Consider the following 24,922-nt stretch of genomic DNA (forward strand, 5'->3'; position numbering starts at 1 on the left):
GCTGCCAAAGACCAGTGCCCCCGCGCAAGGGCCGCCCCGCCGCGCTGGGGGCGTCCCCCTCCCGCGTAGCGAGAGAGGGGGAAGGCGCGAAGCGACTCAGGGGGTGCTTCATCAAAACTTGGCCTGCAGCCCGACGGTAACGGTGCGCGCTGCCCCCGGCGCCACCCACACGCGGCTGTACGAGCTGGTGTAGTGCACCTTGTTGAACACGTTGTCCACGTCCAGCGACAGGTTCAGCGTGGGGCTCAGCCGCCAATACGCCATCAGCTTGGCCGTGGTGTAGCTGGGCAGCTCAAACGTGGCGGTGCCTGCATTGGCCTCGGCCTGCGTGCGGGCCTGGCCCAGGCGTTTGCCCATGTGGGTCACGCCGCCGCCCACGCCGTAGCGCTGGCCGTTGGCCAACTGGTTTTCGTACACCGCCAGCACGCTGCCGTTGATGCGCGGCACGTTCAGCAGGCGGCCACCCACCTCCAGCGTGTTGTCGCGGGTCACCTCCACGTCGTTGACCACCAAGCTCGCATTCAAGCGCCAGTGGGTGCTCAGGCGGCCCGCCAGGTCCAGCTCCAGGCCCCGGCTGCGCACCTCGCCTGCGGCCACCGAGAAGCCCGCGTTCAGCGGGTCGCTGGTCAGCACATTGCGCTTGGTGATGTCGAACAGCGCCGCCGTGGCGCCCAGGCGCTGGTCGGTGCTCTCCCACTTGGCGCCTAGCTCCAGCGCACGGGATTTTTCCGGGTCAAAGCCGTTGCCCGCCACATTGCTGCCCGTGTTGGGGCGGAACGAACTGCCCGCATTGGCATACACCGTCCACCCCGGCGTGGGCAGCCAGCTCACGCCCAGGCGCGGCGACACGGCCGATGGGCTTTGCGCCGTGGTGCGGTTGGTGATGCGGTTTTGCAGGCTCTGGTCGTAGTGGTCGGCCCGCAGCCCGGCCATCACGCGCCACTGCTCGCCCAGCTTCAGGGTGTCTTGCACATACAGCGCGGTGTTGCGCTGCTTCTCCAGCGTGTCGGTGTTGCGCCCCGGCGTGGGCTGGGCCTGGTCGTACACGGGGTTGAAGATGTCGATGGCATAGGGCGCCGCAGCGCTGGGGTTCACCCGCAGCATCACCGAATCCATGCTGAAGCGGTAGCTCTCCACGCCCACCAGCAGCTCATGCTCCAGCCCGCCCGTGCGCAGGTTGCCCTGCAGCTCGGCCTGCACGGCCACATCGTCCGACTGGAAGTCGCGATACCGCCGCTGGCGCGTCAGCGTGCGGCCATTGGCCTGCAGCGCCGTGGCTTCGGTCGAGAAGCCCTCCATCCCCGTCTCGCGGTACGACAGCCCCACGCGGCTGCGCCAGCCGGGGTTCCACTCGTGCGACAGCACCAGTTGGTGTGTCTGGTTGGTCACCGTCACGTTGCCATCGGCAGGCTCGCCCAAAAAGCGGCTGGCGGGCACCGCGCCCAGGCGGTTGTTGACCGCCACCACGCCCCGGTCCAGCGGCGTGGCGTGGTGCAGAAATTCAGCCGTGTACTCCAGCACCGTGTCGGGCGAGAGCTTCCAGGTCAACGCCGGTGCCACCACCTGCCGCTGCGCGCGCACATGGTCGCGAAAGCTGCCCTTGTCCTCCACCGCCACGTTCAGGCGGTAGGCCAGCCGGTCGTTGATGGGGCCGGTGGTGTCCAGCGCCGCACGGCCCAGGCCGTAGCTGCCCGCATAGGCCTCCACCGAATGGGCGGCCTTCCACAGCGGCTTCTTGCTCACGATGTTGAGCGTGCCGCCGGGCTCGCTGCTGCCATACAGGGCGGCGGCCGGGCCCTTGAGGAACTCCACCCGCTCCACCCCCGCCAGGTCGCGCGGCGCGTTAAAGCCCCGGTTGGACGAAAACCCGTTGAGCAGCGTCGCCATGCCCGTGTTCTCGTTGCCGGGCAGGCCCCGGATGGCGATGTTGTCCCACAGCCCGCCAAAGTTGTTCTGGCGCGAGACCCCGCCCACATAGTCCAGCACATCATCCAGCCGCGTGGCACCCAGGTCGTCCAGCGTCTGGCGCGACATCACGCGCACGGATTGCGGCAGCTCGCGCAGCGGCAGGCTGGTCTTGGCACCCTCGGCCTCGTCGGCGTAGTAGGTGCCCGAGGCACTGCGGCCCACCACGTCTACGGCAGACAGGGTGGGCGGTGTGACCACATCGCCGTCTGCGGCCCAGGTGGGGTGGAGGGAGGCCAGCAGGGCCGCTGCCGCCAGGGCCGTCAAAGTGGGGCGCGGCAGGGGCGCAGGGCGTGAAGAAGAATCAGGAGAAGACGAAGAACGCATGGCAAACCAGTCCAAAAGCGGTGTGTGCAAAAGCCAGGAGCAACGCGGCCCACACCCGCCTGGGTAGCGGCGGGCGCTCAAGGTCGCGTGCCCGCACTCACCCACGGGGGTGAATGCAAGGGCGAAAACGAAAAGGGGATGCGCTAGGGAGCGCGGGCTGGCTGGGGCCTGACGCCTGTCAGGCCCGTTGGGCTGGCGGAGGATCGCGTGCGGCAAACGGCCAGCGCACCTGCTGGGCCGTGAAGGGGTCTGCGCCTTGCGATGCGACGGCGCTTGGTTCAGCGGCGAATTGCGGCTGGCGAGCCGGTGTGTGCGCCAGCCCCGCCTCCAGCGCGTGGGTCAGGCACCAGGCGCAGGTGGTCTCGTGTGTCTCTTCGCTGTGATCGTCGCTGGCTGCGGAGCTGGTTGCCGCGTAAGCATCAACGTTACCAGGGGTTGCCGAGGCCGTGGCGCTGCGCACCAGCTCCTGAATATGCCGTGCCTCATGCAACGGCGCACCCGCCAGCGCGTTGAACAACGCCACCAGCAGAAGCACGATGTGGAAAGGCAAGGCGGGGATGGTGCGGCGCAGCATGATGGGATGCGAATCATACTCAAGTGCGGGTAGCTACTGGGGTCACCATGGCTTAAATTGGTGCACCTCTGAAGCCCCCAAAGTTCCCACTCCAGCACTGGTAACTCGTTGATTTTTATGGCGTGTTTTCTCGGGGAATGATTGTTTTTAGAGGTCTCTTGATATACCGTCTGTAGAATCAACGATGGCGAATTTTAGGCTGCGTTGTCTTTGGTGAAATAACCTGCTTGTAGCTTTGATGTATCGCTATGCTAGTAAGCAGAAATTAGAGCTAGTATTTCAGCCTCGTACATGGTTGTAAAGCAATCAACTATTTATTCACTGTTTGGGTTAGGCTGGAGGTGATAGGCTGAAATTTATTTTCAAATCTAAAATTTCGTATTCATACCAGTGAGGGGAAAATGAAGAAACAATCAAGACCAGTGATGTACGTGCAAGGCGATAAAAAATCAGATAGTGCAGAGGCTCCGAGTACCAGATGGTGGGAGTCCTATTTGGTGCGGTATTTCTTGGGGTTTATTGTTGGCTGCATTTTTGTGGTGATTGTTGGAGTTAAATTCGATGTGCTTGATCAGTTCATAAAGCATTTATCCTCTACAGTTCCCACTGCAGGCGGCAAGCCGGATTGGACTGCTATCACGTTGCTTGTTGCAATCTTGGGGCTTGGTTTTTGTTACATTGCAAGTACGCCTATTACAGTGCTACATGCTGGACGATATGGAAGAGGCTGGTTTGATGGGCAATCCCGCTATTTTTGGGTGTCTTGGATATTGCTAGGTGGAATTGGCTTTGTCACTGATTTTTTGAGCACAGGTTTGAATCTTGGCTCGAATTGTTGGCTGGAATCAATTGCTATCCTGCTTTCATGCTTCCTGATGTATGGCAATCACCATAGTGAAAAACCTATAGATGAAAAAAATCTAAGAAATGCTCTGTTATTTTTTGTGTCGGTCTGGCTCTTGTTTTTTTGGGGCTTTGTTGGGCGATTTTTCTCTGCTATTGAGGTGACTGATAAATCTGAAAAAATATGGTGGATTCTATCGATTCCGGCTTTTTGGGTGCTTGTAGGGCAATATGCTGTTTTGTATCGACTTCTTCGGGAGAAGGATAAGCTTTTTGAATTTTATAAAAAATTGTTCAAAGCTCGTAGAATGAAAAATGCAAAGGATGTTCGAGATACATACACGCATCTACGAGAGCATTCAAATTCCATATTTGTGGTTGTCATAGAAATTTCGCTATTTGCTCTTTTTATGGCAACTTCAAATTTGTATAAAAAATATAAAAATGACAATTACGATTTGGAGTATTTTGGTGCGATTTCTGTATTTTTTCTGGTGATGTGGATGATTCCAACTGTATTTATGTGGGCTCGTGCAAATTCGCTTGAATTGGATTTTTCTGAGAATCCAAATTCATACTTGAAATAGTTATTTGTATGTCGTTTAAGAATTAGGGATGCATTGAATATTTGTCGATAAAAAAGCCAGCAAACGCTGGCTTTTTTATTGTGAAGGAACAGAAAATTACCCCTTCTGCACCATCTTAATAATGCTGGAGAAATCCAGCCCCCCATGCCCCGCCAGGCTGTGCGCCGCATACAGATTGCGCGCCATGCCCCCCAGCGGCGTGGCAGCCTTCACCGCCATCGCGTTCTCCTGCGCCAGCCCCAGGTCCTTGAGCATCAGATCCGTGCCAAAGCCGCCCGCGTAGCCTTTGCTGGCGGGTGCGGTTTCCATCACGCCGGGGAAGGGGTTGTACTTCTCCAGCGCCCAGTTGCCGCCCGAGCTGCGGCGCATGATTTCGCTCAGCACTTTGGGGTCCAGGCCGTTGGCGACACCCAGGGCAATGGCTTCGCTGGTGCCGGCCATCAGGATGCCCAGCAGCATGTTGTTGCAGATCTTGGCCGTCTGGCCTGCGCCCACGCTGCCTGCGTGGAAGATGTTGGCGCCCATTTTTTCGAGCACGGGGCGGGCGCGTTCCAGGTCGGCGGCGTCGCCACCCACCATGAAGGTGAGGGTGCCTGCAATGGCGCCGCCGGTGCCGCCCGAGACGGGGGCGTCGATAAAGGCCACGCCTTTGGCCTTGGCGGCCTCGGCCACTTTGCGGGAGGTGGCGGCTGCGATGGTGGAGCAGTCGATGATCAGCGTGCCCGCAGGCAATTGGGCCAGCAGGTCGCCTGCGCCGAGGAACAGGCCTTCGACGTGCTGGCTGGCGGGCAGCATGCTGATGACGACTTCGGCGCCTGCGACGGCCGCCTTCGCGTCGGCGGCGATGGGCACACCGTCTGCCGCCAGCTTGTCGCGGGCGGGTTGTGAGAGGTCAAACGCGCGCACTTCGTGGCCTGCCTTGTGCAGGTTGTGTGCCATGGGGCCGCCCATGTTGCCCAGGCCGATGAATGCGATTTTCATGGTGTCTATCTCCTTGATGTCGTTGTGATGATGGGAATGAAAAAACTACTAATTTGATAGCTGCTAGCGCTTATCCAATAGGCGCTAGAGGCCAAAAAGGCTTGAAATCTAGGGGCTGATGTCTGCCCCACGGCTTGTCAGTTCGGCGCGCAGCACCGAGCGGTGGCAGCGCGCCTCGTCCTCGCAGTAGCAGCCCAGCGACATGGCGCTGTGGTGCGACAGCGCGGCTAACAGGTCGAGCGTGCGGCTGGGTTCGGGCTGGGCCAGTTCCTTGCGGAACTGTTTGGTGAAGGCCTCCCACGCCTTGTCGCCTTCTTTGCCGCTCTGCGCCTGCTGGCCCTGGGCCATCAAGTCGGCGCTGGGCGAGAGCAGGGGGTACCACACGTCGTAGTAGTCGCGGCTGGCGAACTCGGCCTTGGGCACGCCACGCGGCGGGCGGCGCACGGTGCCGATGCGGGTGCCTTCCCCGGCGGCGCGCGGGGTGCCAAGGCGGACGATGCGAAGGGGCATGGTGGTGGGCTCCGGGGGAGGGCGATGGAAAGGGCGGGTCGATCAGTCGTCGGCTTCGAAGATGCTGTGCTTTTTCTTGGCGGCGGCTTTTTTCTTCGGCTGGATGACGGTGCTGGTGTGGGTGCGGGTGCTGGCGGCCGCTTTCTTGGCAGCAACCGTGGTGGTTTTTGTTGTCTTTTTCTTTCGCGGCGAAGCCTTGGCCAGCGGGTTGTAGGCCAGGGCTTCGTCCAGCCAGAAGCTCCACTGCGCGCGCGTGGTGTAGCCGTTGGGCTCCACCCAGAAGTAGCCCTTCATGCCGCCGCCGGGCGACAGCTCTCGGGTGTTCTGCATCTCCTGCAACTCGCCGTGGCGGTCGGGCGGAAGGCGCACCAGCAGCTCTTCACCTTTGATGCCAATGCACAGCTTGCCGTCCACAAAGAAGCAGTAGCAGCCGAACATGGTCCGTTCTTCCACGTCGCTGCGGTGCGCGAGCGCCGTGCGGACGGCGTCGATCAGGTGCAGGGTTTCGTCGGAGAGGGGGCGGGCGGGCATGGGTTCTGATTCACATGGGCTGATGAGGTCGCTATCTCAGATGGCTCTCACTCCCTCTCCCCTTGTGGGAGAGGGCCGGGGAGAGGGGGTGAAACGGGCGCGGCGCGGGTGCGGGCCCCCTCTCCCCAACCCTCTCCCGCGAGGGGAGAGGGGGTAACCCCCCAGCGCCGCTGCGGGTGCGTGGGCTGATGTTCCTGTCTGGGGTATGTATTTCATGAGGAAAATTGGCCGTTACCGCCCGTCGGATAAGCGCTAGCAGCTATGAAAACAGGAGTAAGCGCTCAGCGAATCGCCTCCGTCGCATCCCCATCCAGCATGCGCCGCGCAATGATGACCCGCATGATTTCGTTGGTGCCCTCCAGGATCTGGTGCACGCGCGCGTCGCGCAGCAGGCGCTCCAGCGGGTATTCGCGGATGTAGCCGTAGCCGCCGTGCAGCTGCAGGGCGTCGTTGATGACGGTGAAGCCTGCGTCGGTGGCAAAGCGCTTGGCCATGGCGCAGTAGGTGGATGCGTCGCGCGCACCGGCGTCGAGCTTGCTGGCGGCCAGGCGCACCATCTGGCGGGCGGCGACCAGCTCGGTCGCCATGTCGGCCAGCTTGAACTGCAGGGCCTGGAAGCTGGCGATGGGTTTGCCGAACTGCTTGCGGTCTTGCATGTATTGCTGGGCGGCGTTGAGCGCGCCTTGCGCCGCGCCCACGGAGCAGGTCGCGATGTTGATGCGGCCGCCGTCCAGGCCCTTCATGGCGATCTTGAAGCCTTCGCCCTCGCGGCCCAGCAGGTGGTCGGCAGGGATGCGCACGTTGTCAAAACTGATGGTGCGCGTGGGCTGGCTGTTCCAGCCCATCTTCTGTTCCTTTTTGCCGTAGCTGATGCCGGGCGTATCGGCGGGCACGGCAAAGGCGCTGATGCCGCTGGCGCCAGACTGCGCATCGCCCGTGCGGGCCATGAGCACCAGCACGTCGGTGCTGCCTGCACCGCTGATGAAGGCCTTGCTGCCATTGATGACGTACTCGTTGCCCACCAGCTCGGCGCGGGTCTTGAGCGAGGCGGCGTCGGAGCCTGCGCCGGGCTCGGTCAGGCAGTACGACGCGAGCTTTTCGCCTGTGGTGAGCAGCGGGCCCCAGTGGTCGCGCACGGCGGGCGTGGCCCAGGTGCCCAACATCCAGGTGGCCATGTTGTGGATGGTGATGAAGGCGGTGGTGCTGGGGTCGACGGCGGCCATTTCTTCAAAGACCAGGGTGGCATCCAGCCGGGGCAGGGCGAGGCCACCGGCGGCTTCGGGCGCGTACAGGCCACAAAAGCCCAGCTCGCCCGCCTTGGCGATGGCTTCTTTCGGGAAGATGCCTTCTTCGTCCCAATGCGCGGCGTGGGGTGCGAACTCAGCTTGTGCAAAGTCGCGGGCTGTCTGGGCAAAGGCGCGTTGTTCTTCGGTGAGTTCAAAGTCCATGCTGCTTGTCTCGTTGGTTCTTGTTGTTCTGGGGTGGAGTTTTTAAGGCTTGGCAGACGGATGGTCCAGCGTCAGCCAGCGCATCAGGCCTCTGCGGCGGTTCTCGGTCTCTGCGGTGAGGCAGTCGTGGTACAGGCGCGGCCACTCGGGTTCTGACTCGCTGGCGCGCGTGGCCTGCTTGCAGCGCGTGATGCGGTCGCGCTGCCAGTTGGTGTGTTCCTGGCGCAGCTGGGGGCGTTCATGGGCCGACAGGGCGCGCATCACATCACCGTAGAGGATGGCGATCTGCGTGTCCGCGACCTGGTAGGCCTTGACCGCGCACGCGTTGGTCTCTTCCAGGCTACCGGCGTCGCGGCACGCGGCGCCTGCCTGGGCGAAAACACCCGGGCTCAGCAACAACGCACCCCCTGCGGTTGCAGTTACGGCCACCGTTGACACCCAATTCTTCAGTTTGAAAATTTGCATGTCCTGCTTTTACCACCGACCAATGCAGTCGAAACCGGCGCGACCCAATGCCAGCGCCACCGTGCAATGGCCGCCATCTCACGGTTCAGCCACGGGTGGCGTCCCCCTTTCCGCATCGCGCAGCGATGCAGAGAAAAGGGGAAGCGGCGCAGCCGCTCAGGGGGTTATTTCAGGCTAATTGTGGTGTTGACGCCCTGGCTCACCGTGCTGTCATCAAACCAGCGGGCCGTTACCGTCTTGGTCTGTGTGTAGAACATCACGACCTGCTTGCCGTAGGGGCCCAGGTCACCCAGCTTGGAAGCGCGCGAGCCGGTGAACGAGAACAGCGGCACTGGCACTGGGATTGGCACGTTGATGCCGACCTGGCCCACGTCGATCTCTTCCTGGAACTTGCGCGCTGCCGCACCCGACTGGGTGAAGATGGCGGTGCCATTGCCGTTGGGGTTGGCGTTGATGAATTCGATGGCTTCGTCGATGTCTGCAGCGGGCACCAGGGCCAGCACGGGACCAAAGATTTCCTGGTCGTAGATGGCCATGCCGGGCTTCACGTTCGAGAAGATCGTCGGGCCTACGAAGTTGCCCTTTTCATAGCCGGGCACCACGGGCTTGCGGCCATCGAGCTCCAGCGTGGCGCCGTCGGCAATGCCGCGCTCGATCAGGCCTTCCACGCGGGCGAGGGCGGCGCAGGACACCAGTGGGCCCACATCGGTGCCCTTTTCGGTGCCGCCGTTGACCTTGAGCGTCTTGGCCTTGGCCACCAGCTCGGGAATCCACTTTTGCGCCTCGCCCACCAGCACCACCACGGGCAGGGCCATGCAGCGCTGGCCAGCGGCGCCAAACGAGGCACCGGCAATCGCGTTGAGCGTTTGTTCCTTGTTCGCGTCGGGCAGGATGATGGCGTGGTTCTTGGCGCCCATCATGCATTGCGCGCGCTTGCCGGCCAGGGTGGCGCGGTTGTACACATGGGTGCCCACCTTGGTGGAGCCCACGAACGACACGGCCTTGATGTCCTTGTGGTCGCAGATCGCGTTCACGGCCATTTCGCCGCCGTGGATCACGTTGAGCACGCCAGGTGGAATGCCAGCTTCGAGCGCCAGCTCCACCAGGCGCATGGTCACCATGGGGTCTTGCTCGGAGGGCTTCAGCACGAAGGTGTTGCCCGTGGCAATCGCCATCGGGAACATCCACAGCGGGATCATGGCCGGGAAGTTGAAGGGGGTGATGCCTGCGCACACGCCCAGCGGCTGCAGCAGGGTGTAGGTATCGACACCACCGGCCACGTTGTTGGCCAGCTCGCCCAGTTGCAAGTTGCCGATGCTGGCAGCGTGTTCGACCACTTCGAGGCCACGGAACACATCGCCCTCGGCGTCGGGCAGGGTCTTGCCTTGTTCTGCCGTCAGGATCGCGGCCAGCTCGGCCATGTTTTCGCGGATCAGCTGCTGGTACTTGAGGAAGATGCGGGCGCGGGTGCCGATGGGCGTCTTCTTCCAGGTCTTGAACGCTTCCTTGGCCGAGGCCACGGCGGCGTCGATTTCTTCAGCGGTGGCAAACGGCACGCGGGCCAGCACCTCTTGCGTGGCGGGGTTGACCACGTCGCGCCATTCAGTGGTCTTGGATTCGACGAACTGGCCGCCGATCAGCAGCTTGACGGTGGGGGCCAGTGCGGCCACGTTGGTGGGTGCGTTCATGGGTTTGTCTCCGGGGTGGTGAAGGGCCTGCAAAGGGGCCAACCTGTGCATGGTATGCGTGCAAATATGTAATTGCAATGCGTCAGATTGCAATTTGGATGTGCTTTTACGCACGGTCTTGGCGCGCGGCCCCTTGACTGTGCCCCTGTCCTTCATGGGCTCATGGGGGCGGGATAGATCTCAGGGGTTCGTGCTTTGCCGAATGGGCTGTAGGGACCCACAAAAAAATGGGGCAGGCCCTGTACGGCCTGCCCCATTTTTGGGTGTTTGCCAGCATTCGCTGGCGCAGCACGGTGTGCTCAATTTCTAGAGGGAAAAATGCCTTGCAAAGCGATGATGAAGCTCACAGCGAGAGAGGGTTGCATCACGGAAACGGGCGAGTTGTTTCCAGCGCTTCCGGTGTTGCCATTGCTCACCGGTAGTTGCGTATTGGCGCTGGCACTGGGCGCGTACTGCGCATTGCGCTGGTTGGACGCTGCCGGTACGGTACCTGGACCGGGCTCCATGAGCGTGCCAAGGCTGGTTGTTGCGGGTGATGAGAGAGAGACGGTGTGCGTGTGTGCCGGTAAATTTGTGGAGATCAAGGTGACATTTTCAGTACCCTCAATCTCACCCAGGACGCGGAGTGTAAGTCCCGGACCCTGACCATGGCCCATGGGAACTCGCCCTCGCAGATCGGGCAGGCCGAAGGTCGTTTGCCCGTTTCCTCCATACGTGGTGCCCAGCAGGGCAAACAATGCAGAGTTTTGTGCAATAGAGATAAGTTGGCCGTTGCAAAACGCCCAGCCGTTGGGGGCAAAGGTGCCTCCGAACATTCGTATTTCACCGATAAAGGGTTGGGACATGGGTTTCCTCTTTAAGTCAAAAGATAGCCAGTAGTCCAGCCGCGTTGTGAAACGGCTGTTCCTGGTGTGTGGGTGGGGCGCAGGACTCGGGCGCTGGCTCCCAAAACGGGGTTTTCCCACAGAGGGCCTTCACTGTCGCTAGCTGCATTAGCCCAACGGCGCTCCCCACGGGGGCCCGCAAGGAGGCTATTGGGCAGACTGGCCCACAGTTCGCGAGCACGGGCCCCCTGGGGTGCAGCGGCCAGCGCTGCACCGAGGGTGGCGCCAGCCTCGGCCCCCAGCAGTGCAGCCGCCGTCCAGCCTAGGCCCGCTTGCGCGAAGCGGGTCTTCCATGCAGTGTCGGCGAATTCGTTCGAAGGCCAGGTGGCAACGGTGTGCGCCTGAATGCCTGGGGGGTGTTCAGTCAGCCAGGGCAAGCCTGCCAGACTTGTGTGCAGCGCCGCCGAGTGCTTTTGCCACCATTGCGCAAAGCGCTGCGACTGGGGGCCCGAATACAGTGCAATCACCGCATCGGGCTGGTAGGAAATGATGGACTGCTTCAGGCCCCCAAATTCGGAAGCGTTGTTCGGCATGTCGGCAATGTGGCGGCCCACCACCTTCCCACCCAGCGCCTGCCAGCGTTGCTGAAAAGACTGCAGGAAGTCAAAGCCCGACTCGTGCCGCCCCATGCTGAGAAAGGCGCGCGGACCACATTGCGCGTACACCCTGTCGGCGAGGGCTGTGGCCATGGCACACAGCTCCAGGCTGTGGCGAACCGTCAGCGGGTGGGTATCAGACTGCGAAACCATGTCTGCGCCCGTGTCGCTGATCCACAGTGGCACGCCTGCCGACTCTGTCAAGGGCGACACCTTGTTTGCCAGCGCGGGAGGCATCCATCCCATCACCGCGTCAAACGGCCTGGCTTGAAGCGCCGCACCCACTGCCTTGGCAGGCGCTGATGGCAGCAAGCCTGCAGTCAGCCAGGTCAGGGCGACTTGGGACGAGGCTCCGGCCTGGGCCAGCCCTAACTCCACACCTTGCTGGTAGTCACGGGTCAGCTCCGGCAGCTTTTCAGAGCTGGGGGCGATGGCCAAGATGCGCCAGCGTGGGTTTGCTGTGCCCAGGGAGTTCAGGAGGGGGGTGGAAGCCTGAACGCCGGTGGCCGCTGCAGCCCCGCCGGTGGCCAGAAAATGGCGTCGATGCAGTGCCGCAATCATTGCAGTGCTTCCTCAGACTGGATGGTAACTGCCGCAGGGTGGCTGCGCCGCTGCGCATGGAGCTTCTCGTAGTGAGGTGCGATCCACTGCGCAGTCAAGGATTGGAGAAGGTCGCTTGCCATGCTGTGTTTGGTTTGTGTATCTGGTTCAAAGACTTCGTGGGGTTGCTTGCCGTGCCGCGTGGCGCGCTCGCGCATTCTTTCGCGATCCTCTTGCGAGACCTGCCATCGCATGTGGGGGAGCACCTGTGTTTCGATGGCATCGGGCAACTGGGCGTAGTCGAGCAACAGCGCGCGTGTGGGGTCGAACTGCTGCGCCATGGCTGCGTAAATACTGCCAAGCATCTGGGCGCAATACTGCTCGGCAGACATGGCGTGCATTTCGGCAGGGTTGACCCCACCAAAGTTATGGCCCAGCGCGCCTTGGACCATAAAAAACGCACGCTCGCGCATCTGGGACACCAGCACCGCGAGCGGCTCGCGGGTGAGGAAGACCCAAGGCGCATCGGGCCAGGCTTTTGCAAACAGCGCTGCCTTGTCGGTGTTCCAGGCGTCCTGCTTGAGGCTCATGGTCTGCAGCGGTGGGCTGGCGCTGTCGCAGCGTTGCGCCCAGGCGCTGGTCCACGCGCGCAACGCACGGACTACCTGGGCTTCGTCGATCAGCCCACTGGCCAGCGCCTGTCTTACCAGGAAGTCCACGGGGCCGGGCTCAGACAGTTGCAGGTGGTGGGGGCTTTCTGCCAGCGTTTGTGTGATCAGGGTGGACCCGCAGCGCGACACATGGAAGATGACGAGCGAAGGATCGAGACCTGGGGATTGCTCATGCCAGGCCAGCAGGTCGTGAAGCGGCGTCTGGCGCCGAAACGCCAGGTGGAAGGGGTGCCTCAGCTGATTCTGGATGCCATGCTGGAAAAACGGTTCACGCAGCGGCGCGTCCAGCAGGCGAGCCCAGTCCACCATCACCTGGCCCTGGGCGATGTAAAAGCGAATGGGTCGCCAGCCGCTGAAGTTCACAGTACCCATTGCTCAGTCCATGCGCGGCGCCCGGCCTTCATGGCCGACTCCACGTCCGATGCGTCAAATTGAAAGCCCGCGGCCTGCCCCATGTGCACTGACTCACGCACGAAGTCGGCCAGGTTGGTGATGGTGCTGAGTCGCTCTGCATAGTCAGCGTTGGTCCCCACCAGGTCGCGGAACTGGATGAACTGGCGCCACGGGTCATCCGCGTCGGGCAGGGGGTCACCGCAGTCGCTCGCGCGCAGGGCATCGACCAAGCGCATGTCCACCGAGGTGTCGGCTACCAGGTGGACTCGGCTCAGGGTGCCACGGTTGCGCACCCGGTGCGGGCGCGACACATCCACATACCAGCATTCGCCAGCGCGCAGCGGAATGCGCTCTCCATCCACATGGAAGAACACCCGTTCGCCGGTTTGTAGCGGCACATGCAGGCGAGCCTCACCGCGCCCCACACACAGGTCGGCGTCGGTGTGCTCCTTGATCTCGCAGCCCGGCAGCAATTGCATCAGCCGCACGGACTTCCATGGCAATGCCATGGTGTCCAGCATGGCGCGCAGAGTGGGGCATTGGTCCAGGGCCGGTGTGTCGGCATAGCGCGAGGCAGCCACATCCACGGGAACTACATCGATAGGTGCCTCGGGCGCAGAACGCAGCGCCAACGCCTGCCATCCCCCGTCATGGCGGCCTTCATTGAAATGGGTGCGCCAGAGGGAGGCCGGCAGCGCATTCACCTCTGCCAGGGCGGCGGGGGTGTCAAACCGCCAGGGCAGCCGAGCTGTCTGCGCGCCCTGCACCCACAGGCCCCGTGGTGGCAGTTCAGCAAGCGATGATTCCGCAGACGTCATTGCGTGCAGATGGCGTAAGCACTGCAGGCGGTCGTCAAAGCGGGAACGCGGTAGGAGTTGAGCAGGCGGACTGACCAGCCCTGCACCCCGGCCGCACAAGCACCGCCTTCGACGGGGCGGTTGGCCGCCACGTATACACCGTCTGCTTCGATCCCCCCAGCGCCACTGGCCCCTTCGTACCCGCCGCCGATGACTTTCTCGCCCGCATTGCAGCAGGAGGTCACAGCGCAGCTGTCTGCCGTGCCTGTGCCAGTGGCTGGCCGAATATTGACAGTGATCGCGTTGCTGCCTGCGGGACCCTGGGGGCCGGTGGCCCCTGTGGCGCCTGCCGGGCCCACCGAGCCGGTGGCACCCGTGGCGCCGGTAAGGCCTGCTGTTCCTTGGGCGCCGGGTGTTCCCGCTGGTCCGGTAGCGCCTGTAGCGCCAGCCGAGCCCGTGGCACCCGTTGGACCTGCGCTGCCCGTGGCTCCTGTCGCTCCCGCCGGGCCTGTGGCGCCCGTAGCCCCTGTCAGGCCCGCCGGGCCTGTTGCTCCTGTTGCACCGGTGGCGCCTGTCGCTCCGGTGGTGACCCCGGGGGCACATTGGCCCAGACGCCCGGTCGGGCCGTCAAAACACAGCACATTGGCATTGGTATTGGCCGTTCCCGAGAGACTGGGAACCCGCACTTCGCCAGAGTCTTGTACGCGCAGGCGCTCGGTATTGCCCGGCCCCTTGACCACGAATCCACCACCTGCCGGGGGCGTGAAACTTATATCCGCAGCGTGGACGGACACAGTGGCCAGTGCCAGGCAGGCCGGACCAGCCCAAAGCGACTTATAGGGAAAAGTGGTGCGTTTCATAGAGGTTGAAGGCTAAGGATGCGGGTGGGCAAAGCAGGGCAGGACAGGACAGGCCCCGTGGTGCGAAAAGATGGGAGGGGTGACAAATGGCCCGTGGCCGCGAAGGTGAACGCCCTGGACAGGCGCGGGAGCCGGTGGAACCCGTTGCACGGCATGGGCATGCCGGCAGACAGCCCCGGAGGCTGCGCGAATGCGTTCATCTTTTCTCCCTTGCGCTGAACTGTTGCTGGCCGCCATGGCGGGTGTGTAGACCCGTTTGGCTCTGGTTGCGGTGCGCTGCCCTGTTCTGTGTGCAGGTTTCAGCGCGGGCGGAGTGTGCAATAGAAAGCATACTGTGTAAATTGTTAAATGACATGTATCAAACGATACGTGGCGACATGACGTACCTATCCAGTGGGTCTTGGTGGGCCCGGCCGGGCTGATTTCGGCGGCGCTGGGCCGGGTGTTCTTCCTCCATCTCTGCGCGGAGCGCCACAATCGGGCCATGGATTGGGACCATTTCCGCTATTTTCTGGAGCTGGCGCGCGCTGGCACGCTGGCAGGCGCCGCCCGCCGCCTTGGGGTGGAGCACACCACCGTGTCGCGCCGGTTGCAGGCGCTGGAAAAGCAGGTCGGCTCGGCCCTGTTTGCTCGTGAAGCAGGCGGCCACCGGCTGACCGAGGCCGGGCGGCAGCTGATGCCGAAGGTGGAGGCGATGGAGACGGCCTTTCTTGCGGTCGAGAGCGCGGCCCCGGGTGTGCGCCAGGGCCTGCACGGCCTGGTGCGCATTGGCACCACCGAAGGTTTTGGCAATTTGATCCTGGCGCCCCAACTGGCCCGCTTTGCGCTGGGCCACCCGGGCCTGGTGGTGGACCTGCTGGCGCTGCCCCGGCTGGTGCACCTGTCCCGGCGCGAGGCGGACATCGTGATCTCGCTGGAGCGCCCGGCGCGCGGGGCGGTGCTGGTGGTCAAGCTCACTGACTATGTGCTGCAGCTGTACGGTGCGCGCAACTACTTGGCGGGTCATGCGCCCATCCATACGGCCGATGATTTGCGCGGCCACACCTTCATCAGCTACGTGGATGACCTGCTGTTCAGCAAGGAACTGCAGATCCTGGACGAGCTGCACCGCCCGGCGCATTTTGTGCTGCGCAGCACCAGCATCCTGGCGCAGTACGAGGCGGCGCGTGCCGGCGCTGGGCTTGCGGTGCTGCCTGCGTTCGTGGCGGCGCAGGACCCGTCGCTGATCCCGGTGCTGCCTGGGCTGGCGCGGTTTCAGCGAACGTTCTGGATGTCGATGCCTGCAGAGAACAAACACGTTGCACGCATGCAGGCCACATGGGCGTTCTTGCGCGAAGCCGTGGCAGCGCAGCAGGGGCTCTTGTTGCCACCAGTTGTTTGAATTTGCTATATAAATAATAGCGTTTTGCGCTTTATCTACAAGCGCCAGGGCCTGTTTTTATTCATTTTTTGCCCAACAAAGCCGTGTTCTTCCCGCTGGCGCCGGGGCCGATCAGCGCCGGGTTGCTGTGGCGGAGGTTCTCCACTCTGCTGGAACCCATTCATACAAAGGGCTGGGGTCCCGCTGCCAGCCCTGGGGCGCCACGGCCCGGGCAGTGCCTGCGGGCAGGCCGCCGCCTGGACCCATGTCGATGGCGGCCAGTTGCTGCATCCAGGTGACGTCCACGGTGCCGTCGGGCGCGGGGCGGGAGAAGATCAGCGCCAGCATCCGGCGCGCCTGGGGATCGCCGCTGCTGGCAGCGATCTGGTACAGGCGCACGGCTTCGGTGTAGTTGGCGGGAACGCCATCGCCCTGGTGGTACCTCCGGGCTTCGTTGTACCAGTCTGCTGCGCTGTAGCGGGCGGACCGTGCGCCCCCTGCGGGCCCGCTTTGGATGCGGCTGGTCAGCAGGCTGGCGTTCACTGCCGCGGCTTCAGACCGTGTGGACGCAGACTGGAACTGGGCCAGCGCTTTTTCGAAGTCGCCTGCCGCCAGGTATTCCAACCCGAGCTCGTTTCTGGCCTGTGCATTGCCCGCGCGGCTGGCCTCGGTCAGCAGCTTCAGCAGGGTGGGGCTCGATGGGGGCGGGGCCAACGCGCCTGCGTCCCGCGCCGGTGCTGCGGCACGGGGCTCGTCCATGGGGGCCAGTGCCTTGGCGGCATGCCATTGCAGGTACTTGGCCAGGCCAGGCTCTGTACGGCGCACCAGAGCGATCCAGTGCATGGCCGCGACCGGGTTGGGCGCTGCAACACAGCCGCTGAGCTGGCACCACGCCAGGCCGGCAGGTGCCAGTGGGTGGCCCAGCATTTGCGCGCGCTCGAACCAATGCTGGGCTTGTGGCGGGTCTGCCGGCATGGCCAGGCCATGCAGCGCCAGCAAGCCCAGCAACCAGGCCGCATCGGCAGGGGTCATGTCGGAGGTCACACGGACTGCGGAGGGGCGCTGTTTGCGCATGGCCGCCCCATCGCCTTGCGCTGTGCGGCGAAGTGTCTGCAACTTTTTCTCCCGGTCAGGATGGTCAGGCCCCGGTGCGCGTGGCGATGCTGCATGCAGGGAGGAACGTTCGATGGGGGCTTCGGCAGGTGAGGGCAGTGCATGCACGGACCCCAGCGCCGGCAAGGCCAGGCCCAGAAAGGCTGTGCCGACCGCTGCCAGTGCATGGGCCACATGGCCGCAGTTGAAGCGGCGGCGGGTTAGGGGCAGGGCGGTCATGGCTGGCTTGCGCGGTGCTGGATGGCCTGGCTTTGCGGGCCGGTCCTTACTTGCGCGCTGCGGGTTGTGCGGGGGCGGGCGGTACCACCCTGCGGGGCACCACGTTCCAGTACACCGCGTTGCCCGTGTATCCCCCAGCGCCCCAGGCCGCCGCAAAGGCTTCGTTCAGCCGCTCCAGTGTCGGGTAGTTCTTGAGGGGCTTGAGCGGCGGGCCACGCAGCGCCTCCGGCAGCCGGGGCGTGCTGTCTTCGTCGGTGGCAAAGCAGGCGACACCTTCGGTGCCGGGGCTGGCCGCATCCATGATGAAACCGGGGTTGGGGCTCATCCAGTCGGGGATGCGGATTGCCTGGTTGGCAGACACCCATCCTGTAGGGTGTGCCTGGTTGGGCAGCAGGCGTATGACGGTTCCGGTCGCGTCAGCCAGATAGCACTGCAGATAGGAGGCCCGTGACACCGTGGCGGACAGGAAGATCTGCTCGCCCACTTCGAAGGCTGTGCGCTCCAGCAGCACGTTCTCGATCTGCAGGTTGATGGTGCGCTCGGGCGGTGTGGCGCCATACTTCACCGCACTTTGCGTGCTTGCCACCACATCGTCCAAAGCATCTGGCCCTGCCTGCCCTTCGGCGGCCTGTGCCACGGGCTCAGCATGGGTGCTGGCCCAGCCAATGCGGGCCAGCGTGCCCTGGGCCGACAGTCCCACAAAGTTGCGCAACGCGCGTTCGTAGGTGGGGAAGTCCACCACCCCTGTCACCACCATGCCGTTGTCGGCCTGAAAGCGCGCCAGCGCCCGGCGCAATAGAGGGCTGTTGTCGGGCAGCGGTGTAGCGCTGGGCGCCAGATACCCCTGGCTGGAGAGCGAGCGCGCCACCAGCTGCGTGCGCACTGCAGGCGAGCCCTCGTCAAACCAGTCACGCAGCTGCCGCTGGAAATCCGGGTGGTTTTGCTCCAGCGTCAGGCACTGCCAGTACGGCACGCGGGCCCATTTGCCGACGAGCTCGATGGTGGCCAGATCCACCAGGGTCCGCACGGCGCCGCCCGATCCCTGCGTGTAGTCGCGCCCCACATTGAACTGGACTCCATAGGTGCCGATGCGCCCGGCCAGATCAACGCCTTGGCCGCCGTTGCCGATGATGACTTCGTTGGCCGAGTCGAGCCCGGGGATCAGCGTACGGGTGCGAAAGTCGCCCAGGTGCATCTCCAGCCCGATGATGGTGGCGTTGCGGCTCTGGCTGTAGCCCAGGTCGATCCGCGGTCCGGAAAGCCCCGTATCGAACCGGTTGTTGATGACGTTCTGGTCCACGTACGAGATCGATCCCGATAGGTACAGCGCGGGCCGCTGCAGCTGCATCTGGTTGTTGTTGAGCAGGATCGTCGTGAGGTTCTGCACCGTGTCCTGGCGCGCAATGTCCACCTCGTAGTCGACGAAGCGGAACGCATTGCTCAGGCGCGACATCTGCGACAGCGCGGTGATCACCATGTCCTTGGTGGCCACGGTCACGCGGGTGGAGTAGTCGGGGATCTGCTTGCTGGTGATGAGCGTGGTCGGCAGCTGTGCGTCGCGCAGCAGGTGGTCCATGCACATCAGCGAATCGGAAAAGCTGGAGATGGAGCGGGTAGGGCGCACCACGGGCCGGTCGGTGATGGAGGCCAGGCTTTGAAACTCCTGGTCCTTGCGCGGGTCCCGGGGGGTGGCGCAGCCGCCAAGCACCAGCGCCAGCAGCAACACCCACAGCGTTGCGTGATGGGGACCTGCTTGGGTGTGCTTGTCGGCACAGGCCTGGCCGAGTGCGATGGGCGGCATGTTGTCTCTCCTCGCTGCAGGAACTGCAGGGCAGAACGGGTTACTTGCAGATGTTGACGAGATCGCCCCGCAGCACCACCACCTGGGGGGCTTGGTTTGGGCCATATTTGCCCGTGCCCGTTGCGGCGCCCGATACGGTGTTGCTGCCCACCTCCTGAACGCAGGTCTTTTGCATGCCTTGCGCGTTGGCGGTGGTGACGACGTCGTTGTTGGTCAGAACGCCGCCCGGGTCGTCGGAGAAAGCCTTGGCCTCATAGCGTGCAATGCGGGCGCGCAGCCACGACGGCATCGTGCTGGCGTTGTCCAGGCCTGTGGATGCCGCTGCCGCCCCTGTGGGCTGCATCTGGATGGTGAGCTTTTTGGTGAGGACGACCGGGTCTTCGCCGGGGGCCTGGGCCCACGCCGGGACCGCAAAAAGCACGGCTGCGAAGGCGGCTGCCCATGTCGCCCAGTGTGCAAAAAAACGTGTGCTCATGGAACACCTCCTGGAAAGGGGAAAGGACCGCACCCGGGCTGCCGATGCAGCCATGCCAGTGCGCTCCTTGGCAAACACGTCCGGGCAGCTGCGCGCGGCCCGGACCCAGGCCGCCATCGGCCGTTGTGTGCCGCAGTGGCGGCGCTCTCAGTGGGGCCAGCCAACTGTCTTGGTGGGCTGGCAGGTGAAGCAGGCATTGTTCGAGGCAATGTTCTGCACGGCCTTGCTGTTGCTGCCGCTGGACAGGTTGTTGACCGACGAATTGATCATGGCGGTGAACTGGTTGGAATTGCCGCCGATGGTGACCTCTCCAACGTTGGAGGAGAGGTTCTGGCTGGCATAGGCTTCGCTGCCGCTGGCGGTGTTGGTCAGACTTCCGCCGAAACCGGTCACGGTCTGGACCGAGTTGCCGCTGATGGTGACGTTGCCTGTGTTGGAAGCGAGGTTCTGGAACGCTTCACTCTTTGCGCCTGTCGAGTTGTTGTTCACGGACACCGAAGTCAGGGACACAGACTGGGTGGAGTTCCCGGTGATGGTGATTTCCGGGCTGGAAGCTACGGGACCGGTGGCCAGGGCGGCAGTGGCAACGGCGCTGAGTGCGATGAAAGCAAGGGTTTTCATGACAGATCCTTCAAGGATGAACTTCGACACATGCTGCAACCGCAGCGAATCTGCGATGCAGGGCTGGACAGGCTGTCTGGTCAGGGCCCGGAAGGGGGCGATGGCCGTGTGGCGCTGTCTGGTTTCAGTGTGTTCCTGGATGTTTCGGCCGCAAATACGCTGGGCGGGCTACCTCAATCGATGGAGCGACCCGCTTCTTGCGTTCACTTTGCTTCCTCTGCCACGGCCAAAGGTGCGCACTGCTGTGCATAGGAAAAAGCGGGGAACGAGCGCTGAATTTCAGGTAGTAACCATTTGTGAAGTTTGTGAAGTTCACAATTAGTTATAGATTTCAATCTTTTTTTGCCGCATCTTGATGTGCCGCAGCCCCTTGGGGTGGCGCGCGGAAAAAATGGAATTGAAAGCCGCGTCGGCTTTGGAGCCTCGTACAGAGATACAGCAGCGAAAACCGTCATTGAGTCGCAATGGACCAAGTCCGCAGGAGTTTCTAGTGATGAGCAACTGGCAGCCTGACAACTCTCCGAACCCGCCCGTGCCGGCGTTGGCCTGCTTACCCTTTGCAGATGCAATGCCAGCGCCGCAGTGGTCATCCGGGCAATTCGACACTTTTGACAGCCCGCCTTCTGTGTGGCCTGCCTTTCTCACGGGGCAAAAGGCCAGCCCGGTGCGGGTGCTTCTGGTGGATGACGACCCGCATATCCGCCTTGTCATCGCCCAGGAGCTGATGGCAGATCCCCGCACCCTGCTCGTTGCGCAGGCCGGCAGCGTGAGGGAAGGGCGCAGAGCGATCAAGCAGCATGATTTTGATGTGCTGCTGGTGGACCTCAATCTCGGCGATGGCGATGCCTTTGATTTGCTGGGGCTCCTCAAGTCGGCGCGGCCTTCTGCGCAGGCTGTGGTCATTTCGGTCATGGAAAACGACGAGCAGGTCATGCGCGCATTCGAACTGGGAGCTGCAGGCTACGTGGCCAAGAACTCGTGGTTTCGCAACTATTCGATGGCGGTGCTGCAGGTGGCCAACGGTGGCGCATCCATCACGCCGAACCTGGCCCGCAGGCTGCTGCAGCGTTTTGACCGCATCCACGGCGCCGAGACCAAGCGGCGACAACCCGACGAGGCAGAGCGCCTGTCTGAGCGCGAAAAAGAAATCCTGCGCATGGTGGCCAGCGGCTACACCAGCGCCGAAGTGGGCTCGCGCCTGCTGATCAGCGGCATGACAGTCAACACCCATCTGCGCAACATTTACCGCAAGCTGCAGGTGCGCACGCGCGCGCAAGCGGTGCGTTTTGCCTCGCTGCGGGGACTGTTTTAGCGAGCGTTCATTGGGGGGGAGCCGCTGTAGATGTGCAGGTCCCGGAAAGGCAGATGCCCTTATGTTTCGCACCCGCCCACCATGGTTTGCCGTCGTTTGCGTTGGTATCTGGCTACTACAGATGGCATTGATTGCCGTGGCATTTCACTGGATCGGGTCCGTAAGTTCGTCAATGCAGCGCTGGTGGGAACTGGCTGTGGTGGGCGCGACCATGGGGCTTGGTGCAATGCTGCTGGTGCAACTGCCCAGGGCCTTGCAGTGGCGCCCCCGGCTCAGCCCGCGGCCCAGTACGGAGGTCCTTGCCGAGCGGCGGCGCATCGCCAGGGATCTGCATGACAACCTGGGCGCCCAACTGGTCTGCGCCCTGGTCTTGCTGGAATCTTCGAAACTCCGCGAGCCCGTGCTTCATGCGGCGCTGGAGAAGTGCCTGCTCGACCTGCGGTTGATCGTGGATTCGATGGACAGTGCGGATGCACCGCTGGCGGATCGCCTGGCGCAGCTGAGATACCGCATCTGTCCTGTGCTGGCGCAGCGCGGCATCCGCATGCTGTGGGATGTTGAAACGCCCCCATGTGCAGATTTTCCGCTCCCGGAGAGCACGACCCATCTCGTAGCCATTGTTCAGGAGGCCTTGAGCAATGCGCTGCAACACGCGCGGGGCACCGAGATCGAGGTGCGCGCGAGGAACCTCCCGGACACCGGGGCCTGGTGCATGGAAATCCGCGACAACGGCCGGGGTATGGAGCCGCCGGGGCCGCAAAGCACGGTGGCCACTGGCAAAGGAATGGCAGGGATGGCGCACAGGGCAACGCTGGCGGGTGGAGATTTGCAGGTGCTCCAGGGCGAGCACGGCGGCACCTGCATCCGGGTGGTGGTGCCCTGGGCACGCGCAACATGAAGCGCCACGCACCGTGGCATGCCTTGTTGCGATTGCTTTCAAGCTGATCGCCGGCGGGAGTGGACCAGCGGGCGCAAGTGGATAGGATCGCCTCGCTGCTGTCCTTCGCCCCACACTGATTTCCCATGCCTGACCCAAGCCTGCCTCCATCCACTCCACCCTGGTGTGTGCGCCACCGCGCCGCAGCCCTCGTCACCCACGGCGGACGGGTGTTGCTGCACCAGCTGGACGGCGACAGCTTCTGGGCTCTGCCCGGCGGCGCGATCGAGCCTGGCGAGAGCGCGTGCGATGCCCTGGCGCGCGAGCTGCAAGAAGAGCTGGGCGCGGATAGGGGCACGTGCATCGCCGTGGGCTCCCTGGCCGTGGTGGCTGAGAATTTTTTTGCCTATGGGGGCGTGTCGTACCACGAGATCGGACTGTATCTGCGCGCCAGCCCTCTGCCCGGCAGCCCGTTGGCAGCGACTGATGGCCCCTATGACGGCGTGGAGGGCGCTCGCAGGCTGGTGTTTGCTTGGTTTTCTGCTGCCGAGCTGGCCGGCTTGGATATTCGGCCTGCTTTTCTGCGGGCATTCCTTGGCGACTTTTTGAAGCAGGAGCCCGCAGGCGTTCTGCACATCGTGCACCGCGATACTCCCCCGCAAAAAACGGATGGAACGGCTGGTGCCCATCAACACACTGCCCTCACCACAGGATGACGACGATGACTCCCCAAAATTCTCAGGCCCATCCAACCCGCTGGGTCCGGCTCACCGCACTGCTTTTGCTGGTCTCCCTGGCTGCCTGCGGTGGCGGCGGCTCGGCCGACGGACCCACCGCAGGTGCCGATGCGCCATCTCCGGCACCGGCCCCGGCGCCCGCACCGGGGGCATCCCCTGCACCGTCCATGCCCGGTGCGCTGTCGCCCACCTACACCGGCGAAGGCACGTTCTACGGCGCCACGGGCGAGGGCAACTGCACTTTCGACGCGAGCCCCGACAACCTCATGGTGGCGGCGATGAACGGCCCTGACTACGCGGGCAGTGCCGTCTGCGGCCAGTTCGTGGCGGTGACCGGGCCCAAGGGATCCATCACCGTGCGCATCACCGACCAGTGCCCCGAGTGCAAGACGGGCGACCTGGACCTGAGCGAGTCCGCATTCGCCCGCATTGCCGACCCCGTCGCAGGCCGTGTTCCCATCCGCTGGCATGTGGTGCCGGGTGATGTCACGGGCCCGGTGAGCTACCGCTACAAGGAGGGCAGCAGCCGCTGGTGGGTGGCCATCCAGGTGCGCAACCACCGCTTGCCCATCACCGGGCTGGAGATCAAGCCCAGCGGCAGCGCAGACTGGATTGCCGTGGCGCGGACCGACTACAACTACTTCGTCCACCCCAGCGCGATCGCCACAGGCCCGCTGCAGGTTCGCATCACCGCTCTGGGCGGCGCCACGTTGATCGACACGCTGCCAGAGCCCTCTGACGGAGTTGTGGTCGCGGGGGCCGGGCAGTTTCCGTGAGCGTCCTGTTTCGTCTCCATCTCGTCACCCTCTGACCCTCTGACGCCAAGCCGTGAACCCTCTCGAACTTCAGTCCTATCTGCACCAGCACATCCCCTTGTCCCAGGCCATGGAAGTCACCGTGGTCGAGGCATCGCCGCACCAGGTGGTGCTGAGCGCGCCGCTGGCTCCCAACATCAACCACCGCGAGACGGTGTTTGGCGGTAGCGCGTCGGCCGTGGCCATCCTGGCTGCGTGGTCGATGTTGCACCTGCGGCTGTCGGCCGAGGGGCTGGGCAGCCGCCTGGTGATTCAGCGCAACACCATGGACTATCTGGCACCCATCGACGGCACCTTCACCGCCGTGGCCCAGGCTCCTGCGCCAGAGACCTGGCAGCCGTTCACCCGCATGCTGCAGCGCAAGGGGCTAGGGCGGATCGCGCAGGCTTCCGCGCTGCACTACCAGGGGCAGCCTGCGGGCCAGCTGGTGGGGGCGTTTGTGGCCTTTGGGCCTGGCTATTCATAGCCGTTGAGGTACAACACGCGATCCAACGACTTCACTGGAGCACAAAACATGGGATTGCTTGATGGCGTGATGGGTAACGCATCCAAGGTTGATGCTGCCAAGATTCAGGAGGAATTCAGCCGCATCCTGGCCCCGGGGGAGGTGGTGGAGCATGCCTACCAGCTGATCCGCGACTATTTTGTGTTTACCAACAAGCGGTTGGTGCTGGTGGACAAGCAGGGCATGACGGGCAGCAAGGTCGAATACCACTCCCTCCCGTACAAGAGCATCACGCACTTCAGCATCGAGACCGGTGGCACGTTCGATCTGGATGCAGAGCTCAAGATCTGGATCTCTGGCTCAGCAGCGCCGTTTCAAAAGCGGTTCAACAAGAAGCTCAGCATCTATGAGGTGCAGTCGGTGCTGGCCAGCTACGTGCTGAAGTAACGCGGTTTACCCAGTTTCATCCGGGCATTGCAGCAATGGG

General features: G+C 63.3%; 24 protein-coding genes and 1 pseudogene. 8 read left to right on the plus strand and 17 right to left on the minus strand.

Features of this window, described 5'->3' with window-relative positions; all coding sequences use genetic code 11:
• Positions 1-111 precede the first annotated feature (111 nt).
• Together ACSQ22_RS01485 and ACSQ22_RS01490 are read right to left on the minus strand one after the other, a co-directional pair.
• On the minus strand, positions 112-2,292 hold the full coding sequence (locus ACSQ22_RS01485; protein WP_436129191.1) for a TonB-dependent siderophore receptor: 2,181 nt from the start codon (positions 2,290-2,292) through the stop codon (positions 112-114).
• A 178-nt stretch (positions 2,293-2,470) separates the two neighbouring features.
• Positions 2,471-2,866, minus strand: coding sequence for a DUF2946 family protein (locus ACSQ22_RS01490; RefSeq protein WP_436129192.1), 396 nt, complete (start codon positions 2,864-2,866; stop codon positions 2,471-2,473).
• Positions 2,867-3,267: 401 nt separating this feature from the next.
• Here ACSQ22_RS01490 and ACSQ22_RS01495 point away from each other — a divergent pair, with 401 nt between their 5' ends.
• Positions 3,268-4,296, plus strand: coding sequence for a hypothetical protein (locus ACSQ22_RS01495; RefSeq protein WP_436129193.1), 1,029 nt, complete (start codon positions 3,268-3,270; stop codon positions 4,294-4,296).
• 96 nt (positions 4,297-4,392) lie between these two features.
• Here ACSQ22_RS01495 and mmsB read toward each other — a convergent pair.
• The 11 genes and pseudogenes from mmsB to ACSQ22_RS01550 form a co-directional block, all read right to left on the minus strand.
• A pseudogene (gene mmsB, locus ACSQ22_RS01500) lies at positions 4,393-5,298 on the minus strand (3-hydroxyisobutyrate dehydrogenase); the annotation flags it as partial.
• Between the two features lie 87 nt (positions 5,299-5,385).
• Positions 5,386-5,787, minus strand: coding sequence for a DUF488 domain-containing protein (locus ACSQ22_RS01505; RefSeq protein ID WP_436129194.1), 402 nt, complete (start codon positions 5,785-5,787; stop codon positions 5,386-5,388).
• Positions 5,788-5,829: 42 nt separating this feature from the next.
• Positions 5,830-6,318, minus strand: coding sequence for a TfoX/Sxy family protein (locus tag ACSQ22_RS01510; RefSeq protein ID WP_436129195.1), 489 nt, complete (start codon positions 6,316-6,318; stop codon positions 5,830-5,832).
• Between the two features lie 281 nt (positions 6,319-6,599).
• Positions 6,600-7,766 carry an acyl-CoA dehydrogenase family protein gene (locus tag ACSQ22_RS01515; protein ID WP_436129196.1) on the minus strand — a complete coding sequence of 389 codons (1,167 nt, stop codon included), beginning with the start codon at positions 7,764-7,766 and terminating at the stop codon, positions 6,600-6,602.
• Between the two features lie 42 nt (positions 7,767-7,808).
• Entirely contained in the window at positions 7,809-8,231 is a 423-nt protein-coding gene (locus ACSQ22_RS01520) for a lysozyme inhibitor LprI family protein (RefSeq protein WP_121420268.1), read from the minus strand.
• 164 nt (positions 8,232-8,395) lie between these two features.
• The gene (locus ACSQ22_RS01525) at positions 8,396-9,919 is read right to left on the minus strand and encodes a CoA-acylating methylmalonate-semialdehyde dehydrogenase (RefSeq protein ID WP_055396084.1); all 1,524 of its coding nucleotides are present in this window, start codon (positions 9,917-9,919) and stop codon (positions 8,396-8,398) included.
• A 299-nt stretch (positions 9,920-10,218) separates the two neighbouring features.
• Positions 10,219-10,764 carry a phage tail protein gene (locus ACSQ22_RS01530; RefSeq protein ID WP_436129197.1) on the minus strand — a complete coding sequence of 182 codons (546 nt, stop codon included), beginning with the start codon at positions 10,762-10,764 and terminating at the stop codon, positions 10,219-10,221.
• Between the two features lie 11 nt (positions 10,765-10,775).
• Positions 10,776-11,960, minus strand: coding sequence for an ABC transporter substrate-binding protein (locus ACSQ22_RS01535; RefSeq protein ID WP_436129198.1), 1,185 nt, complete (start codon positions 11,958-11,960; stop codon positions 10,776-10,778).
• Positions 11,957-12,982 carry a sulfotransferase gene (locus ACSQ22_RS01540; protein WP_436129199.1) on the minus strand — a complete coding sequence of 342 codons (1,026 nt, stop codon included), beginning with the start codon at positions 12,980-12,982 and terminating at the stop codon, positions 11,957-11,959. Before ACSQ22_RS01540 ends, ACSQ22_RS01535 begins: the two co-directional genes overlap by 4 nt.
• A complete protein-coding gene (locus ACSQ22_RS01545; RefSeq protein ID WP_218301181.1) occupies positions 12,970-13,821 on the minus strand; it encodes an aspartyl/asparaginyl beta-hydroxylase domain-containing protein in 852 nt (283 codons plus the stop codon). The genes ACSQ22_RS01540 and ACSQ22_RS01545 overlap by 13 nt, the downstream gene beginning before the upstream one ends.
• Positions 13,818-14,660 (minus strand): collagen-like protein, encoded by an 843-nt coding sequence (locus ACSQ22_RS01550; RefSeq protein WP_199726989.1) that lies wholly within the window; start codon positions 14,658-14,660, stop codon positions 13,818-13,820. Before ACSQ22_RS01550 ends, ACSQ22_RS01545 begins: the two co-directional genes overlap by 4 nt.
• 484 nt (positions 14,661-15,144) lie before the next feature.
• On the opposite strand from ACSQ22_RS01550, the gene ACSQ22_RS01555 reads away from it, so the two are divergent.
• Entirely contained in the window at positions 15,145-16,041 is an 897-nt protein-coding gene (locus tag ACSQ22_RS01555) for a LysR family transcriptional regulator (protein WP_431149368.1), read from the plus strand.
• A 111-nt stretch (positions 16,042-16,152) separates the two neighbouring features.
• On the opposite strand, the gene ACSQ22_RS01560 is transcribed toward ACSQ22_RS01555, so the two are convergent.
• The 4 genes from ACSQ22_RS01560 to ACSQ22_RS01575 all read right to left on the minus strand — a co-directional run bounded on the left by ACSQ22_RS01560 (position 16,153) and on the right by ACSQ22_RS01575 (position 20,249).
• On the minus strand, positions 16,153-17,352 hold the full coding sequence (locus tag ACSQ22_RS01560) for a hypothetical protein (RefSeq protein WP_436129200.1): 1,200 nt from the start codon (positions 17,350-17,352) through the stop codon (positions 16,153-16,155).
• Between the two features lie 46 nt (positions 17,353-17,398).
• Positions 17,399-19,153, minus strand: coding sequence for a DUF4384 domain-containing protein (locus tag ACSQ22_RS01565; protein WP_436129201.1), 1,755 nt, complete (start codon positions 19,151-19,153; stop codon positions 17,399-17,401).
• Positions 19,154-19,193: 40 nt separating this feature from the next.
• On the minus strand, positions 19,194-19,628 hold the full coding sequence (locus tag ACSQ22_RS01570) for a hypothetical protein (RefSeq protein ID WP_436129202.1): 435 nt from the start codon (positions 19,626-19,628) through the stop codon (positions 19,194-19,196).
• Between the two features lie 147 nt (positions 19,629-19,775).
• Complete coding sequence (locus tag ACSQ22_RS01575; RefSeq protein WP_121420263.1) at positions 19,776-20,249, minus strand: hypothetical protein; 474 nt, start codon at positions 20,247-20,249, stop codon at positions 19,776-19,778.
• 568 nt (positions 20,250-20,817) lie between these two features.
• Here ACSQ22_RS01575 and ACSQ22_RS01580 point away from each other — a divergent pair.
• The 6 genes from ACSQ22_RS01580 (at position 20,818) to ACSQ22_RS01605 (ending at position 24,882) form a co-directional block, all read left to right on the plus strand.
• Entirely contained in the window at positions 20,818-21,561 is a 744-nt protein-coding gene (locus ACSQ22_RS01580) for a LuxR C-terminal-related transcriptional regulator (RefSeq protein ID WP_121422759.1), read from the plus strand.
• A gap of 121 nt (positions 21,562-21,682) precedes the next feature.
• On the plus strand, positions 21,683-22,459 hold the full coding sequence (locus tag ACSQ22_RS01585; RefSeq protein WP_436129203.1) for a sensor histidine kinase: 777 nt from the start codon (positions 21,683-21,685) through the stop codon (positions 22,457-22,459).
• A gap of 125 nt (positions 22,460-22,584) precedes the next feature.
• Positions 22,585-23,154 carry an NUDIX hydrolase gene (locus ACSQ22_RS01590; protein ID WP_121506264.1) on the plus strand — a complete coding sequence of 190 codons (570 nt, stop codon included), beginning with the start codon at positions 22,585-22,587 and terminating at the stop codon, positions 23,152-23,154.
• 5 nt (positions 23,155-23,159) lie between these two features.
• Positions 23,160-23,951, plus strand: a complete 792-nt coding sequence (locus ACSQ22_RS01595; RefSeq protein ID WP_436129204.1) for an expansin EXLX1 family cellulose-binding protein — start codon at positions 23,160-23,162, stop codon at positions 23,949-23,951.
• 52 nt (positions 23,952-24,003) lie between these two features.
• Positions 24,004-24,456, plus strand: a complete 453-nt coding sequence (locus ACSQ22_RS01600) for a YiiD C-terminal domain-containing protein (protein WP_436129205.1) — start codon at positions 24,004-24,006, stop codon at positions 24,454-24,456.
• Positions 24,457-24,504: 48 nt separating this feature from the next.
• Positions 24,505-24,882 carry a PH domain-containing protein gene (locus ACSQ22_RS01605; protein ID WP_436129206.1) on the plus strand — a complete coding sequence of 126 codons (378 nt, stop codon included), beginning with the start codon at positions 24,505-24,507 and terminating at the stop codon, positions 24,880-24,882.
• Positions 24,883-24,922: the final 40 nt, after the last annotated feature.

It is taken from the genome of Acidovorax sp. LjRoot38, assembly GCF_964252975.1.
Lineage (GTDB): Bacteria > Pseudomonadota > Gammaproteobacteria > Burkholderiales > Burkholderiaceae_C > Acidovorax > Acidovorax facilis.